18 protein-coding genes are annotated in these 16,870 nt (G+C 61.2%); 12 read left to right on the top strand and 6 right to left on the bottom strand.

Annotation, left to right across the window (positions count from 1 at the left end; translation table 11 throughout):
- Positions 1 to 256, bottom strand: a 256-nt coding sequence (locus BM063_RS11865; RefSeq protein WP_143085303.1) for a transposase, incomplete at its 3' end; no start/stop codon positions are given.
- 199 nt (positions 257 to 455) lie between these two features.
- On the opposite strand from BM063_RS11865, the gene BM063_RS11860 reads away from it, so the two are divergent.
- Positions 456 to 1,292, top strand: a complete 837-nt coding sequence (locus BM063_RS11860; RefSeq protein WP_092039261.1) for a manganese catalase — start codon at positions 456 to 458, stop codon at positions 1,290 to 1,292.
- Positions 1,293 to 1,321: 29 nt separating this feature from the next.
- Here the strand turns inward: BM063_RS11860 and BM063_RS11855 are convergent, their stop codons facing one another.
- The 5 genes from BM063_RS11855 to BM063_RS11835 are packed head-to-tail and all read right to left on the bottom strand — an operon-like array spanning position 1,322 to position 6,373.
- On the bottom strand, positions 1,322 to 1,957 hold the full coding sequence (locus BM063_RS11855; protein ID WP_092039259.1) for an ABC transporter ATP-binding protein: 636 nt from the start codon (positions 1,955 to 1,957) through the stop codon (positions 1,322 to 1,324).
- A complete protein-coding gene (locus BM063_RS11850; RefSeq protein WP_092039257.1) occupies positions 1,947 to 2,870 on the bottom strand; it encodes an ATP-binding cassette domain-containing protein in 924 nt (307 codons plus the stop codon). Before BM063_RS11850 ends, BM063_RS11855 begins: the two co-directional genes overlap by 11 nt.
- A gap of 39 nt (positions 2,871 to 2,909) precedes the next feature.
- Positions 2,910 to 3,779 carry an ABC transporter permease gene (locus BM063_RS11845; protein WP_092039255.1) on the bottom strand — a complete coding sequence of 290 codons (870 nt, stop codon included), beginning with the start codon at positions 3,777 to 3,779 and terminating at the stop codon, positions 2,910 to 2,912.
- On the bottom strand, positions 3,776 to 4,765 hold the full coding sequence (locus BM063_RS11840) for an ABC transporter permease (RefSeq protein WP_425439160.1): 990 nt from the start codon (positions 4,763 to 4,765) through the stop codon (positions 3,776 to 3,778). Before BM063_RS11840 ends, BM063_RS11845 begins: the two co-directional genes overlap by 4 nt.
- A gap of 15 nt (positions 4,766 to 4,780) precedes the next feature.
- Positions 4,781 to 6,373: an ABC transporter substrate-binding protein gene (locus tag BM063_RS11835; RefSeq protein ID WP_092039253.1), complete on the bottom strand. Its 1,593-nt coding sequence runs from the start codon at positions 6,371 to 6,373 to the stop codon at positions 4,781 to 4,783.
- Positions 6,374 to 6,700: 327 nt separating this feature from the next.
- On the opposite strand from BM063_RS11835, the gene BM063_RS11830 reads away from it, so the two are divergent.
- From BM063_RS11830 to hypE, 11 genes are read left to right on the top strand one after another with little or no spacing between them, the layout of a single operon-like run.
- Positions 6,701 to 7,789 carry a hydrogenase small subunit gene (locus BM063_RS11830; protein ID WP_092039251.1) on the top strand — a complete coding sequence of 363 codons (1,089 nt, stop codon included), beginning with the start codon at positions 6,701 to 6,703 and terminating at the stop codon, positions 7,787 to 7,789.
- On the top strand, positions 7,782 to 9,506 hold the full coding sequence (locus BM063_RS11825; RefSeq protein WP_092039249.1) for a nickel-dependent hydrogenase large subunit: 1,725 nt from the start codon (positions 7,782 to 7,784) through the stop codon (positions 9,504 to 9,506). The genes BM063_RS11830 and BM063_RS11825 overlap by 8 nt, the downstream gene beginning before the upstream one ends.
- A 12-nt stretch (positions 9,507 to 9,518) precedes the next feature.
- Positions 9,519 to 10,289 carry a Ni/Fe-hydrogenase, b-type cytochrome subunit gene (gene cybH, locus BM063_RS11820; protein ID WP_092039276.1) on the top strand — a complete coding sequence of 257 codons (771 nt, stop codon included), beginning with the start codon at positions 9,519 to 9,521 and terminating at the stop codon, positions 10,287 to 10,289.
- Entirely contained in the window at positions 10,186 to 10,710 is a 525-nt protein-coding gene (locus BM063_RS11815) for a HyaD/HybD family hydrogenase maturation endopeptidase (protein ID WP_092039247.1), read from the top strand. The genes cybH and BM063_RS11815 overlap by 104 nt, the downstream gene beginning before the upstream one ends.
- Positions 10,707 to 11,135: a hypothetical protein gene (locus BM063_RS11810; protein WP_092039245.1), complete on the top strand. Its 429-nt coding sequence runs from the start codon at positions 10,707 to 10,709 to the stop codon at positions 11,133 to 11,135. The genes BM063_RS11815 and BM063_RS11810 overlap by 4 nt, the downstream gene beginning before the upstream one ends.
- A 24-nt stretch (positions 11,136 to 11,159) precedes the next feature.
- Complete coding sequence (locus BM063_RS11805; protein ID WP_092039243.1) at positions 11,160 to 11,510, top strand: hydrogenase maturation nickel metallochaperone HypA/HybF; 351 nt, start codon at positions 11,160 to 11,162, stop codon at positions 11,508 to 11,510.
- 5 nt (positions 11,511 to 11,515) lie between these two features.
- Positions 11,516 to 12,166 carry a hydrogenase nickel incorporation protein HypB gene (gene hypB, locus BM063_RS11800; RefSeq protein WP_092039274.1) on the top strand — a complete coding sequence of 217 codons (651 nt, stop codon included), beginning with the start codon at positions 11,516 to 11,518 and terminating at the stop codon, positions 12,164 to 12,166.
- Positions 12,159 to 14,531, top strand: coding sequence for a carbamoyltransferase HypF (gene hypF, locus BM063_RS11795; RefSeq protein ID WP_092039241.1), 2,373 nt, complete (start codon positions 12,159 to 12,161; stop codon positions 14,529 to 14,531). Before hypB ends, hypF begins: the two co-directional genes overlap by 8 nt.
- Entirely contained in the window at positions 14,485 to 14,709 is a 225-nt protein-coding gene (locus BM063_RS11790) for a HypC/HybG/HupF family hydrogenase formation chaperone (protein WP_092039239.1), read from the top strand. The genes hypF and BM063_RS11790 overlap by 47 nt, the downstream gene beginning before the upstream one ends.
- Positions 14,693 to 15,811: a hydrogenase formation protein HypD gene (hypD, locus tag BM063_RS11785; protein WP_092039235.1), complete on the top strand. Its 1,119-nt coding sequence runs from the start codon at positions 14,693 to 14,695 to the stop codon at positions 15,809 to 15,811. The genes BM063_RS11790 and hypD overlap by 17 nt, the downstream gene beginning before the upstream one ends.
- Complete coding sequence (gene hypE, locus BM063_RS11780) at positions 15,808 to 16,812, top strand: hydrogenase expression/formation protein HypE (RefSeq protein ID WP_245752246.1); 1,005 nt, start codon at positions 15,808 to 15,810, stop codon at positions 16,810 to 16,812. Before hypD ends, hypE begins: the two co-directional genes overlap by 4 nt.
- Positions 16,813 to 16,870 lie beyond the last annotated feature (58 nt).

Below are 16,870 nucleotides of genomic sequence, written 5' to 3'. Positions count from 1 at the left end.
TGACCCGGATTTCCTCAATGAGGCGTCTTTCCGAACGAATTCCGTACAAATAACCGATCAAAAGCATTTTGAACAGCATGACCGGATCGATGCAAGGACGCCCATTATCTTGACAATACAAGGGGCGGCATTTTTCCGCGATAAACGAAAAGTCGATGGTTTCATTGATTTTTCTAAGCAAGTGATCTTGGGGAACAAGGTCTTCTATGTTGACTGTTTCGGGTTGAAATTCCCTGGATGGGTTCGTCCTGAACATATAAAAACCTTCCTTCGGAATTGTTTTATTCCGAATTCAACAAAAAAGGCTGTTGACCCTTCTTTGTCAACAGCCTCGCCGCATCCTAACGGATGCGGCTTTTTTCCGTCGGGAAAGCCTTTCCGATGCATCGTCATTCACCCTGTGGGCGGCTGCCTCATATGATTGGGGAAGGAAGACCTGCGAAGGAGGCGTTTCAATGTTTTTCCATGTAAAAGAGTTGCAATACGAGGCCAAACCCGAGCGTCCGGATCCGGTTTTCGCCAAAAAGCTGCAGGAAATCCTCGGCGGTCAGTTCGGCGAAATCACCGTCGCCATGCAGTATTTGTTTCAGGGATGGAATTGCCGGTGCAAATCGAAATCGAAATACCGGGATCTGCTTCTCGACACCGGCACCGAAGAGCTGGCGCACGTCGAGATGATCGCCACCATGATCGCCCGGTTGCTGGATGGCGCTCCCGTCAAGGAGCAGGAGGAGGCGGCCAAGAATCCGGTGGTCGAGGCGGTGATGGGCGGGATGAACCCTCAGCATGTGATTGTTTCCGGCCTGGGAGCGACTCCGACGGACAGCACGGGGTATCCCTGGAATGCGCGGTACACCATTGCCAGCGGCAATTTGCTCGCCGATTTCCGGGCCAATCTGAACGCCGAATCCCAGGGGCGCCTGCAAGCGGTCCGCCTGTGGGAAATGACGGATGACCGCGGCGTCAAGGACATGCTTGCCTGGTTGATCGCCCGGGACAACATGCATCAGAACCAGTGGATGGCCGCGATCAAGGAATTGGAGGCCTGCGAAGGAGGCAAAGTGGTTCCCACCACCTTCCCGCGGGAGTACCAGATCAACGAAGTGGCGTACACCCTGTTCAATTTCTCGAAGGGCAACGAAAGCGCCTGCGGCCGGTGGGCGTACGGCACCGCGCCGGACAGGAGGGGAACCTTCAATTACGTCGAGCATCCCAAGCCGCTTGGCCAAAAACCCCACTTGCCTCCCGCCCCGCCCCCGGTGCACGACACGCCCCGCCCCTGCACCAAGTGACCGGGAGGAGGCGGCAAAAGACGCATTTTTCAGCGCGGGCCGGGAGGAAGGATGCTTCCCCCGCCCGCCTGTTTAAAATGGATGATGCGGTGGCACAACTTTTCGAGCAAAGGTTCGTCGTGGCTGATCACCAGGATCCCCAATCGGCGCGCTTTTGCGATGTCGAGGACCGCATGCCAGATCTGTGCCTGGGTGATGGCATCCAGCATCGCCGTCATTTCGTCGGCGATCAGATACCGGGTCTTCGGTCCCAGGGCGCGGGCGATGCATACGCGCTGCAATTCCCCGCCGGACAGCTCCTTTGGCCGCCGGTCGAGCCACGCGCGCTCGATGCCCAGGGAGGCGAGCAGGGAGTCCTCCGCCGCCCCACCCTCCTTCAGGATTTGCCGGATGTTCCAGCGGGGATTGACCGCTTTTTCCGGATGTTGGAAGATCAGCTGGACGGGGAAAAAGCCGGATCGGGGAAGGGGGGAGCCGTCCACCCGAACATGACCCGAAAGGGGTTTGGCATAACCGGCAAGAAGGCGCGCAAGCGAGGTTTTTCCGCAGCCGCTCGGACCGGTGAGGCCGACGATTTCGCCCGGATGGATCCGGATATCAAACCCCCGGAACAGCCATTGGCCGCGACGATAGCGAAAGGACAGGCCTTTTCCCTCAAGAGCCATGGATGCACCTCACCATCCTGTTTCCCAACCATGTCGGCTCCGGACGGTTGGTGAAACATGCGTCCGTTGCCCGCTCACACCCCCGGGCGAAGGGACAGATTGGCGACGTCTCCGGGGAGGAAGGAACCGGCCACGGAGCGGGGGTGAAATCGTTTTGCGGAAGCGCCCTCCACAGCGCCCGCGAATAGGGGTGCCGCAACGCCTCGCCGTTTCCCTCAAAGTCCTCCGCCCGGGCGATTTCGACGGCGGTTCCGGCGCAGAAGACGGCGATCCGGTCGGCGACTTTCAAGACGGAACCGATGTCGTGGCTGATGAGCATGACGGCGGAGCCCCGATCGGCCAGTTCCCGAAAAAGGGACAGCGATTCCGCAATCACCGCAGGGTCCAGTCCGGGCGTCGGTTCATCGGCGATGATCAGGTTTGCGCCGCTCACGGCGGCGATGGAAACCAGCACGCGCCGGGCCATTCCCCCCGACAATTGAAAGGGATACCGCTTCTCCACCGCCGGGCTCAAACCAAAGCGCGCAAAAGCGGCCCGCTGCACCGCGACCGGGTCTCCGGTGCGGACGGCCGTTCTCACCTGTTTGCCCACGCGCATCAGCGGATTGAGATACAGGACCGACTGCGGTACATAGGCGATTTCCCTTCCCATCAGTTCCGCCCGCCTGAGGCTGCTGAGTTCCTTTCCCCGGTAAAAAATCGCTCCCGACACCTGCGCATGGCCTGGAAGGATTCCCAATATCGCATGGGCGAGCAGGCTTTTGCCCGAGCCGCTGGCGCCTGCGACCGCGAGGATTTCGCCGGCGTCGACCGACAGGTGGAGATCATCGATGACGCGCTGGGTCTGTCGGCGCAATCCTTTTTGATATCGGAGAAGCGAAACGGACAAGCCCTTCACTTCCAGGACGGACATCACCGGATCACCTCGGATCGGAAAAAATGGGGACGGGAATCATTCGTGATAATGATGCGGATCGATCAGCAGGCGCACGTTTTCCCCGAGAAGATCGAAAGCGCGGACGACGAGGAGCAAGCTCAACCCCGGAAAAAAGGCGAGCCACAGGTGGCCCGTGGACAGATACCGCATCGATTCGGAGAGGATGACCCCGATGGCGGGTTCGTCGGGCGACAATCCCAATCCGAGGAACGTGATGGATGCCTCGTGCAGGATCGCGTGGGGAAACATCAGCAAAAAGCCGACGATCAGCTGGGGCAGCAAGTGGGGCAGCACGTGCCTCATGGCGATCCACCAGCGGGATTTTCCCAGACGGCGCGAGAGCTGGACAAATTCCGCGGAACGCAGTTGCAGGATTTCGGCGCGAAGGACCCGGCACAGGACGGGCCAGTGGGTGAGGGCGATGCCGATGATCACCCCCTTTTTGCCGCCGCCCAGCACGAAGGCGATCAGGATCAGCGAGACGAGGTGCGGCACGCTCAGAAAGAGATCGATGAGCCAGGTGATGATCCGATCCGCCGCCTTCCCCATCGTGGCCGCCGCAAGGCCCAGCAACAGGGAAACCAACGTGCCGGCGGCCGCCGACGACAGGCCGACCATGATGCTCAGGGACAAGCCTTTGATCGTGCGGACAAACATATCCCGGCCGAGCCAGTCGGTGCCGAAGGGGTGCTCCAGGGACGGGGGGCGGTTGTGCTCCTGAAGGCGCGTCGCCGTTTTTTCGTCGTCCAGCAGGATCCCCCAAAGCCAAACGGAAAGGAGCAGCAGGCCGACAAGGATCGAAAGAAGCAGGGTTTGTTGCCGGCGGTTCCCGGAACGGAGCAGGAGGAGCCGTCCGCCCTTCTTTCCGGCGGCCGGGCGTTTCATGGAGCATCCCCTTCCCTCATTCTCGGATCGAGGAGGCGGTAGAGGAGATCGGCCGCCGTGTTTCCGACGAAGACAAACAGGGTGCTGAAGAGCACAATCCCGAGCAGCAGGGGCACGTCTCCCCGCAATCCCGCTTCGATGGTCACACGGCCGAGTCCCGGGTATGAAAACACCTGCTCGGCGAGGACGGCTCCTCCGAACAATTCATTCAAGGAGGCAAATTGCAGGGTGATCGCCGGCAGGGCCGCGTTGCGAAGTCCATGCCGCCAAAGCAGGACAAATCCCTTTTCGCCCCGGGCCCGGGCAAACAGGACATATTCGCTGCCGAGCACGTCGATCATTTTCTGCCGGGTGTGCAGGGCGACGGCGGAGATGCCGACCAGGCCCAGGGTGAGGGCGGGCAAAATCATGTGGCGGAGGCGATCGGACCAGGTCACCTCCTCCGCGGGCACGCCGATGGGAACGCTTAATCCCACGGGCAGCCAGCCCAGCCACACGGAGAAAATCATCATGAGCAGGATTCCCACCCAGAAGGAGGGGGTCGACACCAGCGTATAACAATACCCTTTGATCAGGCGGTCGATCCACGTATCCCTCTTTACGGCGGCGATGACGCCGGCGGCAAATCCGATCAGGCCGGAGAGCAGCCAGGCGCTGAACAGAAGCGGCAGCGAGTTCAGAAAGCGCTCGGAAATCACCTCCGCCACCGGTCGCCGATAAATCATGGACGTTCCCAAATCCCCTTGGAGGATGGCCGAAAGCCACTGCCGGTAGCGTTCGGCGGGAGGTTGGTCAAGGCCCCAGTGCCGGGCGATCGCATCCCGTTGTTCCGGGCTGACCACCATCATGTCCGCGCCCACGTACGCCCGGATCGGGTCGATCGGGGAAAGCTCGACCATCCAGAAGGAAAGGGTGCAGACGGCAAACAGCAGGAGAAGGAGTTTCAAGATTTTTTCAAACAGGAACCGGAGGACGATCCGCAGCAACCAACCCACCCCGTTTCATGGGCGATCGATCCATTTCCATTCCTCCACGTTGTCGGTGATGGGCCAACCGTGGCCGTGGTGATGGATTTTCTGTTTGCCGATATCCAGGTTTTCCTTTACGAGATACAGGTGGTCGAGATTGACCAGCCAGGCCCACGGCGCGTCCCCCTTCGCGCTCACGCCCGTCTTGCCGTCCCACTGGGCCTTTTTCCAGTATTCCAACGACCGCTTTTCGTCCGGGGTTGCCAAGGCCTTTTTCAGATACGCGTCTACGACGGGGTTTTTGTAATAACCGGGATTGTACAGGTCGACGCCGCGAAATTCGCTGCTGTACAGATGGTACATCTCCAGCGGATCATGGCTTCCCCAGCCGAACAGCACGGCGTTGGCGTGCATCAGCTTTTCAATGGCGTCCCAGCTTTTTCCCTCGACGCGGATCCGGATGCCCAGCGGCTTCATCATGTCGGCCACGGCGATCGCCAGGGATTGCCGTGTGACATCATCCGCCGGATACAGCAGGTTGAATTCCGCCCGCAGGGAACCCTTTTCACGGATGCCGTCGCCGTCGCGATCCTTCCACCCCGCCTCATCCAGGATTTTTTCGGCCGTCTTCCGATCGCCGTCCTTGATCACCGCTTCCGGGTTCCACCAGGGAAGGCGGTCGTTGACGGTATAGGCGGGGGTGCCGAAACCTTCCAGGACGCCCTCCACGAGCGCCTGCCTGTCGACGGCGATATTGACGGCGCGCCGGATCGCCGCATCCGCCGTCACGTCGTTTCCGACCGGCTTTCCGTCCTTTGTTTTTGCCCCCGACGGAACGAAGGGAAACATGATGCCGCGGTTGTCAACCGTCCGGATCTTTTCCAGGCGCATTCCCGGCACCTTTTCCTTTCCGAAGGCGGCGGGAATGTACGCCACATCCACCTTTCCCGCCTTGGCCGCCGCAAAGGCGGCATCTTCGCTTAAGAAGAGGAAGGTCAGTTTTTTGAAGTAGGGACGGGTGCCGTGGTAGTGCGGGTTTGCCTCCACGATCAACTGTTGCCCCTTGTCCCATTGCACCAGCCGGTAAGGGCCGGAACCGACCGGATGTTCCGCGTAATCCTCGCCGTGGGCGTGCCGGGGCACGATGCCGATGGTGATCAGCGAATGAATGAAGGTGGACCGGGGCTCCTTCAGGGTGAATTTCACCGTGTGATCGTCGAGGACTTCCACTTTTTCCAGTTGCTGCAGATCGACGATGGATCCGCTTTCGGCGGCCGCCTCAAAGGTGTATTTCACGTCGGATGCGGTAAGGGGCGTTCCGTCGGAAAATCTGACATTTTTCCGAAGTTTCACGGTCCAGACGGTTCCGTCGCCGCTTATTTCGTACTCCTCGGCCAGGTCGTTTGTGATGTTCATCGCGTGATCCCGCTTCAGCAGGGTGCTCTGGAAAAGGGGGGAACCGTAACGCCCCCACCCCGTCGTGGGATCGAAGCCGTCCTCCGGTTCCGTCCCGATGGCCAGGACCAGCTCGTCTTTCTTTTGGCCGGGGGCGGGTTGTTCCGAAGGGAAACATCCCGCGGCCAGGATACAAAAGATGCCGAGAACGGCCCACCAAGAACCTCTCATTTTCCGCACTCCCAACGTCAGACTGGCTGGTGATGTTGGGTTTTCATTGTATCAACGGAGAGACGGAAGAACTGTGAAAAAAATCAACAACCGGGCCGCGGAAAGATTTTCTTCACGGGTGGCGGTTGAAAAAGACGCGCCCTGTGCTCCCGCGTTCTTCCTTCCCCCTTCTGAAACCGCTTTTTCCCCTGTTGGGAGATCACCTTCCCATGGCGGTTTCGGGAAATGTCCGGGGTTTTCCCGGGGAGAACGTGATTTTTTTCATCGTTTGCCGCCTCGACCAACTGATATAAAGTGGACAAAGGCCATAAATGAGGGGGGTACAGGTTGGCTCGGGAACAGACCATCGCGGAGAGGATGAGGGAGGGCGGCCTGTCGCGCAGGGACTTTCTGAAAATGTGCGCCATGCTGGCCGCGACCATCGGCCTCCATTATTCGGAGGCGGACAAAGTGGTCCGCGCAATGGAAAAGAAGCGGCGCGTGCCGGTCCTCTGGCTGCAGATGCAGGATTGCACGGGATGCTCCGAGTCCTTTATCCGTTCGTCCCATCCGAAGGCGGGCAGCGTTTTATTGGACATGATTTCCCTTGAATACAGCGAGTTGCTGTCGGCGGCGAGCGGACACCAGGCGGAGATGGCGCGCAAAAGGGTGATGAAGGAGCACGACGGGGAATACCTGCTCGTGGTGGAAGGAAGCATTCCGCGGCAGGAATACTGCGCGACCATCGGAGGAGTGTCGGCGAAGGAGCTGCTGTTGGAATCGGCCAGGGGTGCGAAGGCGATCATCGCCTACGGAACCTGTTCCTCCTGGGGGGGAATTGCGGGAGCCAAGCCGAACCCGACGGAGGCGGTGTCGGTTGCCGATCTGGTGACCGACAAACCGGTGATCCGCGTTCCCGGTTGTCCGCCGATCGGGGAGGTGATGACGGGGGTGATCGCCCACATGATCACCTTCGACCGCCTGCCCGAACTGGATCATCTGGGGCGGCCGAAGGCCTTTTACCGCCACCGGATCCACGACAAATGCAACCGGCGGGCCTATTTCGATGCGGGACTGTTTGCCGAATCCTTCGACGATGAGGGAGCAAAACAGGGGTATTGTCTGTACAAGCTGGGCTGCAAAGGTCCCACCACCTACAATTCCTGTGCGGAGATGCGCTGGAACGGGGGTGTCGGTTTTCCGATCCTGTCGGGAAATCCCTGCATCGGATGCTCCGAGAAGAACTTTTGGGACAACGGGCCGTTGTTTGTGCGGAGAGCGAAGATTCCCGCAACCCAGACGACGGCCGATTTGGACAAGATCGGGCTGTATACGGTAGGGGCGACGGTGGCGGGGATTGCCGCCCATGCCGCAATCACCGCGGTGAAGAAAAAGCGGACAGGCTCTTCCGCGGATGGAGGGGATTCCCATGAGTAAGCGGATTGTGGTGGACCCGGTCACCCGGATCGAGGGGCATTTGCGCATCGAAGCGGACATCGACGAGGGCAGGATCAAGGAGGCCTACAGTTCGGGAACGGCGGTGCGGGGCATCGAATTGATCGTGCGGGACCGCGATCCCCGGGACCTCTGGGCGTACACCCAGCGGGTTTGCGGGGTCTGCACGACGACGCACGCTTTGGCCTCCGTTCGCGCGGTGGAGGATGCGCTGGACATCCGGATTCCGCCCAACGCGCATCTGATCCGCAATATCATGAACGAAGCGCTTTTTGTCCACGACCATGTGGTGCATTTTTATCATCTGCACGCCCTCGATTGGGTCGACGTCCTCAGCGCTTTGAAGGCGGATCCGGAGGAGACGAGCCGGATCGCCCAGTCCCTGTCCCGCTGGCCGAAGTCATCGCCGGGGTATTTCAAAGATGTGCAGAAAAGCGTGAAGACTGTGGTGGAGAGCGGGCAATTGGGCCTGTTTGCCAACGGCTATTGGGGGCACCCCGCCTACAAGCTCCCGCCGGAAGTCAATCTGCTGGCGGTGGCGCACTATTTGGAGGCGCTGGATTGGCAGAAGGAGATCGTCAAGGTGCACACGATCCTCGGCGGGAAAAACCCGCACCCCCACTACGTGGTCGGCGGGATGGCCACCCCCATCGACATCGACAGCGACAACGCGGTGCACGCGGAGCAGTTGATGCACGTTTCCCAGCTGATCGATCAGGCCGTCGAGTTTGTCGAGCAGGTGTATATTCCCGATCTGTTTGCGATCGCCTCGCACTACAAGGATTGGCGGTACGGCGGCGGATTGGACAACTACTTGTGCTACGGCGATTTTTCCACCGGCGACATCCGCGACACAAGCAAATATCGGATGCCCCGCGGGGTGATTCTGGGCGGGAATCTGGACGAAGTGCTGGAGGTCGATTTGAAAGACCCGGAACAGGTGAAAGAGTTCGTCGATCGTTCCTGGTATGACTATGAGGGCGAAGGCGGCAAGGGACGCCATCCCTGGGAAGGGGAAACCACCCTTCGCTACAGCGGTCCGAAGCCGCCCTATACCCGTCTCAACACGGAGGAGAAGTACAGCTGGGTGAAGGCTCCCCGCTGGAAGGAGCATCCGATGGAGACCGGACCGCTGGCCCGGATCATGGTGAGCTACGCTGCGGGAATCGAGGGGACCGTGGAGCTGGTCGACGAGGCGCTGAAAAGGCTGGACATCCCCTTCTCGGCTCTCCGTTCCGCCCTGGGGCGCACCCTTGCCCGCGGATTGGAGACCAGGCTGACCGCCCGCTGGATGCGGCAGGACATGGACCAGCTGCTTACAAACATCAAAAACGGCGACCAGATCACCTTCAACAGTGCCAAGTGGGAGCCGGGAACCTGGCCGAAACGGGCCAGGGGCGTCGGCTGGGTGGAGGCGCCGCGGGGTTCCCTGGGCCATTGGGTGGAGATTGAAGACGGCAAGACGAAGAACTACCAAATGGTGGTGCCCACGACCTGGAACGCCTCGCCCCGCGACCACAAGGGCAACCGGGGTGCCTATGAGGCTTCCCTGATCGGAACGCCGGTGACTGATCCGGAAAAGCCCCTGGAGATCTTGCGCATCATCCATTCCTTCGACCCCTGTATGGCGTGTGCGGTCCATCTGACGGATGTGAGCGGATCCGCCTCCGTGGACATCCGCATCGGATGGGGGGGATGAACCGTGGAGCGGATGAAAAGGAGCGTATACGTGTGGGAATTGCCGGTGCGGGTTTTTCACTGGGTCAATGCCCTCTGCATCGTTGTGCTGTTCGCCACCGGCTTGTACATCGGAAATCCCTTCGTCGTTCCGGCCGTTTCCGAAGAAGCCCATTTCTTCTTCCTGATGGGGTGGGCCCGTTACATTCATTTCATCGCGGCCTTCCTGTTCACGGCCAATCTGTTGATGCGGGCCTACTGGTTCCTGAAGGGGAACCGGTACGCCCGGACCAATCCGCTGCGCCGCGCGTTTTGGCGGGGGCTTGTGGAGACACTGAAATCCTATCTGTTCCTGAAAAACCGAAAGCCCCACTACATCGGCCACAACCCCCTGGCCGAGTTGAGTTATCTGATCTTCATCGGCCTCGGTTCGGTGATCATGGTGCTGACGGGTTTTGTCCTCTATTTTGAACCGCAATGGGAATCGGCCGCGGGCGGCCTGTTTTCCCGGGTTGCGGCGCTGTTTGGCGGGGACAGCTTCTCCGTCCGCTCGTGGCATCATTTGGTCGCCTGGGGGTTTGCCCTGTTTGTTCCGATCCACGTGTACATGGCGTTTCGCGAGGATTGGTTGAGCCGCAACGCGACGATTTCCTCCATATTCACCGGTTACAAATATGAGGCCGCGCGAAAGGAGAAGGGCGATGAGGAAAGAGGCGGAGGCGAAGGCGGAGCGGGGGATCCGGCCGGCGGATCGGCGGAAAGGCGTCACGGTGCTGGGGATCGGAAACATCCTGCATTCCGATGAGGGGCTGGGCGTTCACATCCTGCCGGAGCTGCGGAAAGCCCTCCACGGCCGGGAGCGGGTGGAAATCATCGAGGGGGCCACGGACGGTCTCCGGTTGCTCGGGCCGGTGGAGGAGGCCGAATATTTGATCGTGATCGACGCCATTCGGGCGGAGGCGGAGCCGGGGACGATCATCGTTCTGAAGGGCGGCGACATCCCCGCCTATTTCTCGCGGAAACTGTCCATCCATCAGATCGGGTTCCAGGAAGTGCTGCAGGCCGCGCAATGGCGGGGAAAAGGGCCCAAAGAGGTGATGCTGTTCGGGATTGAGCCCGCCTCTTTGGCCTTTGGGATCGGGTTGTCGGAGGAAGTGAGGCAGGCGGTTCCGGCATTGATCGACGCGGTGGTCGGACAAATCGAGCGTTGGGGAATCGGGCCATGAACCGGAAAGAATTTTTGCGGCAGCTGAGAGACGATCTGCTTCAGACGGCGGCGTACATCGCCCATCCCTTGATCGAGGACGATCTGGAAAAAATGGAACGCGTGATCGACCGCATTTCGGGGATTCGCTGGCATCCGCTGCCGGAGCATGCCCTGGAAGGCGAAGCGGCGGGCGCCCTTCAGGTGAAGGAGGTGTTTGTCGAGGGGAAGGGCCTGTTTTTGGTGGCGGGGGAGAAGACGGGCGCCTTCGGAAACGAGTGCACCCAGTGCCGGACGGTGGTTCACTGGCTCCCTCACGTGAAGCGCTTCCATTGTTTTCTGTGCGGGAAGGAATGGTCTCCCCTCGACGGGGCGGGGAATCTCCGGCTGCGTCGATATCCGGTGAAAAAAAAGGACGGGACGTGGTATGTGGGGTTGAGGGAATGAGAAACCGGTGCCGGGAGGGGTACCATGCACGAATTGGCGTTGATGGGCGACATCCTGAGCCTGGTTCGGCGGGATGCCCGGAAGCGAAATTTTTCCACCATCGAACGCATCGAAGTGGTTGTCGGCGAGTTGAGCAACGTGCTTCCGGGCGCGCTGGATATGGCCTTCGAAATTTACAAGAGGCGGGGGGAAGAGATGCTCGATCCGGAGGCGGAACTGGTCATCGTGCGCGAGGAGGCCCGGGCGCGCTGCACCGTCTGCGGCAGGGAATATGCGCCGGAGCGGCTGATCGCCCTGTGCCCCCACTGCAACATGCCGTCTGGAATGATCGTCTCCGGAGAGACCTTTTGCGTGAGATCCTATGAAGGAAGATGATGGGAATGAAAGTGATGCTGGATGAAAGCGTGTTGGCCGACAACAACCGTGCGGCCGCATTCAACCGATCGCTGTTTGACCGCACCGACACCCTCGTGATCAACATGATGAGTTCGCCGGGTTCGGGGAAAACGACGATCCTGGAGCGGACCATCGAGGCGCTGGCGCCCGAATTCCGCATCGGCGTGATCGAGGGAGACCTGGCGACGCAGAAGGATGCCGACCGCATCCGGGCGCTGGGAGCGGAGGCGGTGCAGATCAACACCCACGGCGGCTGTCATCTGGACGCCCGGATGATCGCCAAAGTGCTTCCCGATTTATCCCTGGACGACCTCGACCTGTTGTTCATCGAAAACGTCGGCAATCTCATCTGTCCCTCCGGGTACGATCTCGGACAACACCACAAGGTGGTGGTGCTGAGCGTAACCGAGGGGAACGACAAAATCGCCAAATATCCGGTGATGTTCCGCCGCACCGAGCTGGTGTTGCTCAACAAGATCGATTTGCTCCCCCATGTCGAGTTTGATCTGGAAGAAGCCGCCGCCGACCTGCGGGGCATCCAGCCCGCTTCCCGCCTGCTTCCCCTTTCGGCCAAGACGGGTGAAGGGATGGAGGCATGGCTGAACTGGATCCGCGAGAGGATGTCCCATGATTGAGGCGAGGCGGATCACCGTCCGGGGCAGGGTTCAGGGGGTGGGTTTCCGCCCCTTTGTCTACGAACAAGCCCGCCTGCTCGGGCTGAAGGGAACCGTCCAGAACAACATGGATGGGGTTCGCATCGTGGTGGAAGGGGAGCCCCGCGCCATCGACCGCTTGCTGATGCGGCTGAAGAAGCGCCCGCCGCGCCTGTCGCGGGTGGATCAGGTGCTGGAGGAAAAGGTGCCGGTAAAGGGTTATCGGGACTTTGTCATCCAGGAGAGCGACCGGCGCGGCGATTCCTCCGTCGTCATTCCCGTGGATGCGGCCGTGTGCGAGGAATGCCTGGAGGAGATGTTCGATCCGGGAAATTTCCGCTATCGCTATCCCTTCATCAATTGCACCCAGTGCGGACCCCGTTACACGATCATCGAGGAATTGCCCTATGACCGGCCCTTTACGGCGATGAAATCCTTCACCATGTGCGAGCGGTGCGCGTCGGAATACCACGATGCCGGCAACCGCCGCCATCATGCGCAGCCCATCGCCTGCCCCGAGTGCGGCCCGAAGCTTATTCTTTTCACCATCGGCGGCGAAAAATTGGCGGAGGGGGAGCGCGCTCTCCAGGAAGCGCGGATTCGTCTTGAGCGGGGAGAGATTGTGGCGGTCAAGGGGCTGGGCGGATATCACCTGGCCTGCGACGCCTTCGATGAAGCGGCGGTCCGGCGGCTGCGCGAGGGTAAGCGGCGCCCCAGGCGTCCCTTGGCCGTGATGGTGCGCTCCCTGGAGGAGGCGCGCCGCCTGTGCCTGCTGTCGGAAGCGGAGGAGAAGATGCTCGCTTCCCCGGAATCCCCCATCGTGATCCTCGACAGGCGAAGCGATGCGGGTTTGCCGGAGCTTTTGGCTCCCGGCCTGGGGACCCTCGGCGTCATGCTGCCTTATACCCCGCTGCATCATCTGCTGTTTGCGGACGGCTCCCTGCGGGCGCTGGTGATGACCAGCGCCAATCCCTCCGGCTTGCCCATTTTGTACAGGGACGAAGAGGCGTTCCATTATCTCGCGGATATCGCCGATGCGGTCCTTTCCTCCGACCGGGAAATCCTGCACCCGATCGATGATTCGGTGGTGCGGGTCCGCGGGGATGTTCCCCTTTTTTATCGCCGTTCCCGCGGGTTTGTGCCCGATCCCCTGCCTGCGCCGCATCCGGTGGACGGCGTGGTGGCCCTTGGCGGGCAACAGAAAAATGTGTTTGCGATCGGCCGGGGAAACCAAATTTTTCTCGGCCCCCACATCGGCGACATGGACAGTCTGCAAGTGATCGACCGTTTTCAACGGGAGTTCCGTCACCTGTTGAAATGGCTGGGCATCAGGCCGAAAGCGGCGGCGGTGGATCTCCACCCCGGCTACAGCACCTGGCCCTTGGCCCGGGAAATGGGCATCCCGGTGGTGCCGGTTCAGCACCATCACGCCCATCTGGTGGCCTGCCAGGTGGACAACGGGGTCAACGAGCCCTGTTTCGGGATCATTCTGGACGGAACCGGTTACGGATTGGACGGGAAAATCTGGGGATTTGAAATCTTGTATGGCGACGCCCGTTCCTTTGAGCGGCTGGCCCATCTCCGATATACGCCGTTGCCCGGGAGCGAGAGGGCGGTTCGCGAGCCCTGGCGCAATGCCGCGGGCATGCTGGCCGATCTGTTCGGGGAAGAGGGGGTGGAATGGGCGAAACGCCTGTTTCCCGAGCGGATGAGGGAGATCGACGTGATCGCGCAGATGACCCGTTCGGGCATCAACAGCCCCCTGGCGGGCACCTGCGGCAGGCTGTTCGATGCGGTCAGCGCCCTTCTCGGCGTTTGCCGCGCCTCCAGCTACGACGGGGAAGCGGCGATCCGCCTGTCGGAGCTGGGGCGGAAAACAGAGGATCCGGAGGCCGGCGAGGCGGATGAGGTTTATCCGCATGCGTTGAGGGCGGGCGAAGGCGGTTTGGAGGAGATCGATTTTTCGCCGATGCTCAGGGAACTGATCCGTGACCGCTTTTCCGGCGTGCCGGTCGCGAGGATTGTGGAGAAGTTTCAGCGGACGGTGGCCCGGGTGTGCGTCGAGAGGGTTTTGTCCTGGAGCGAGAGGCGGCCCGGACTGAACCGCAGTGTCGCCCTGTCCGGGGGAAGTTTTCACAACGAATATCTGTCGCAGGCGATTGCGGACCGGTTGAGGCGCGCCGGTTTCCGGGTGTACACCCACCGGCGGGTGCCGCCGAGCGACGGGGGGCTGGCGCTTGGGCAATTGGTGATCGCCTCCCGTCGGGACAAGGCGCATTCGGAGGAGGAGGGAAGCGGCGATGTGCATGGGGGTTCCGGCCCGCGTGGTGGAAAGAGGGGACTTTGACGCATGGGTGGATGTGATGGGATCGCGGATGCGCGTGGGAATCATCTTCGTGCCCGAGGTGCGCGTCGGGGACTATGTGATCGTCCACGCGGGGCAGGCCATGTCGGTCATCAGCGAGGAGTACGCCAAAGCCAGCATGGAGGCCTGGAGGTTGATCGCCGATGCGGGAGATTCTTGAGCAGTGTTCCGATCCGGTCCTCGGCCGGAAGCTGCTGGATCGCATCCGGAAACTGGCGGAAGAGTACAAGGACCGGACGGGGAGGGAGCCCGCCTTCATGGAAGTGTGCGGTTCCCACACGATGGCTTTGGCGCGCACGGGGATCAAAGCCCTTCTGCGGGGGCACGTGAAGCTCATCTCCGGTCCGGGATGCCCGGTTTGCGTCACCGATCAGAAAGACATCGACGCCATGATCCAATTGGCCGACGGAGACGGCCGGATCCTCTGCACCTTCGGAGATATGATGCGGGTTCCCGGTTCAAGGCGCAGCCTCATGGAAGCGAAAGCGGAGGGGGCGGACATCCGCCCGGTGTATTCGCCCGACGATGCGCTGAAGATCGCCGCCGGAAACCCGGACAAGGAAGTGATTTTTCTCGGCATCGGCTTTGAGACGACGATCCCGGTTTTGGCGGCGACGCTCAAGGCGGCGGAGGAGCGGGGGATGGACAATTTTTCCATGTGGATGACGACCAAGCTGGTGGAGCCGGTTTTGAGGGTGTTGCTGGAATCGAAGGAGGTGCGCCTCGATGGGTTGATCCTGCCCGGCCATGTCTCGATCGTGATCGGACGAAAAGGATACCGCTATTTGACCGAGGAATACGGAATGCCGGGTGTGATCAGCGGTTTTGAACCGGTTCAGATTCTGGCGGGGATTCACCGGCTGCTGGAGCTGGTTCTCGCCGGCCGGGCGGAGATCGTCAACGAATATTCCGGGGTGGTCCGCGAGGAGGGCAATATCCGGGCGCAACAATTGATGGAAAGGTATTTGGAACCGGTGGACGAAGCCTGGCGGGGGATCGGCGTCATCCCCAAAAGCGGCCTCGACATCCGTCCGGAATATGCCCATCTGAATGCCAAGCGCCGCTTTTCCGTAAAGGTGGGAGAGCCGCGTAAGACGAAGTGCCGCTGCGGGGAAATCATCCGGGGCGTGGCGACGCCGCCGGAATGTCCCTTGTTCGGGAAGGCGTGCACGCCGGCCCGTCCGATCGGCCCCTGCATGGTTTCGAGCGAAGGAAGCTGTGCCGCCCATTATCACTACATGGAGGCGGGGGATGGAAGTTGAAGGGGAAAATCAGCCTGGCTCACGGAGACGGCGGTGAACTGGCGCACCAGCTGGTCCGGGAGGTGTTTGTCGAAGCCTTCGGGCATGAGGAGCAGGCGCGTTGGGATGCCGCCCTGCTTCCCCTCGAAGGCGGCGACGTGGCCATCTCCACCGACAGCTTCGTGATCAAGCCCCTCTTTTTTCCCGGAGGAGACATCGGCAAGCTGGCGGTGTCGGGAACGGTAAACGATATTGCCGTCAGCGGGGCGGAGCCCCGTTTTTTGACGGCGGGGTTTATTCTGGAAGAGGGTTTTCCCGTGGAGGATTTGCGCCGGATCGCGCGGTCCATGGCCGAGGAGGCGAAGCGGGCGGGCGTCCGGATCGTGGCGGGGGACACCAAGGTGGTGGAGCGCGGCGGCGCGGACGGACTGTTTGTCCATACGACGGGAATCGGCCGCCTGCGCCCGGATCGGCGCCTTCATCCCGAGCAGATCCGGGAAGGGGATGCGGTGATCATAAGCGGAACGATCGGCGACCACGGCATCGCCGTGCTGGCGGCGCGGGGGGAGATGGGCCTTTCTCCCGGCCTCTTCAGCGACTGCGCGTCCTTAAGCGGCATGATCTCGGAGCTGCTTTCCTCCGTGCGGGGAGTGCGCATCATGCGCGATCCGACCCGCGGCGGTCTGGCCACCGCCCTGGTGGAGATCTGCGAGGATTTCCGGGTGACGGTGCAGTTGGACGAGGCCGCATTGCCGGTCCGGCGGGAAGTCCGCGGGGCATGCGACATTTTCGGCTTTGACCCCCTGTATCTGGCCAATGAGGGCAAGGTGGTCCTGATTGTCGCCCAAGAGGATGAGGAGAAGGTGGTGAAGCTTCTGCGCGGCCACCCCCTGGGGCGGGAGGCGGCGGTGATCGGCCGCGTGACGGGCCGGGAGCAGGGACGGCTGTTGCTGCGTTCAACCCTTGGAAGCACGAGGAGGCTCAGCCGGATGAGCGGCATGATGCTCCCGCGGATTTGTTAGCCTTTGGTCGGTCCGGCCTTTCTCAGGCTGCGCCGGGGCAAGGAGGCCGTGAAAAGAG

The organism is Planifilum fulgidum (assembly GCF_900113175.1).
GTDB classification, from domain to species: domain Bacteria; phylum Bacillota; class Bacilli; order Thermoactinomycetales; family DSM-44946; genus Planifilum; species Planifilum fulgidum.
Note: the sequence above shows the minus strand (reverse complement) of the source record. Positions and strands in the feature narration are given on the sequence as shown.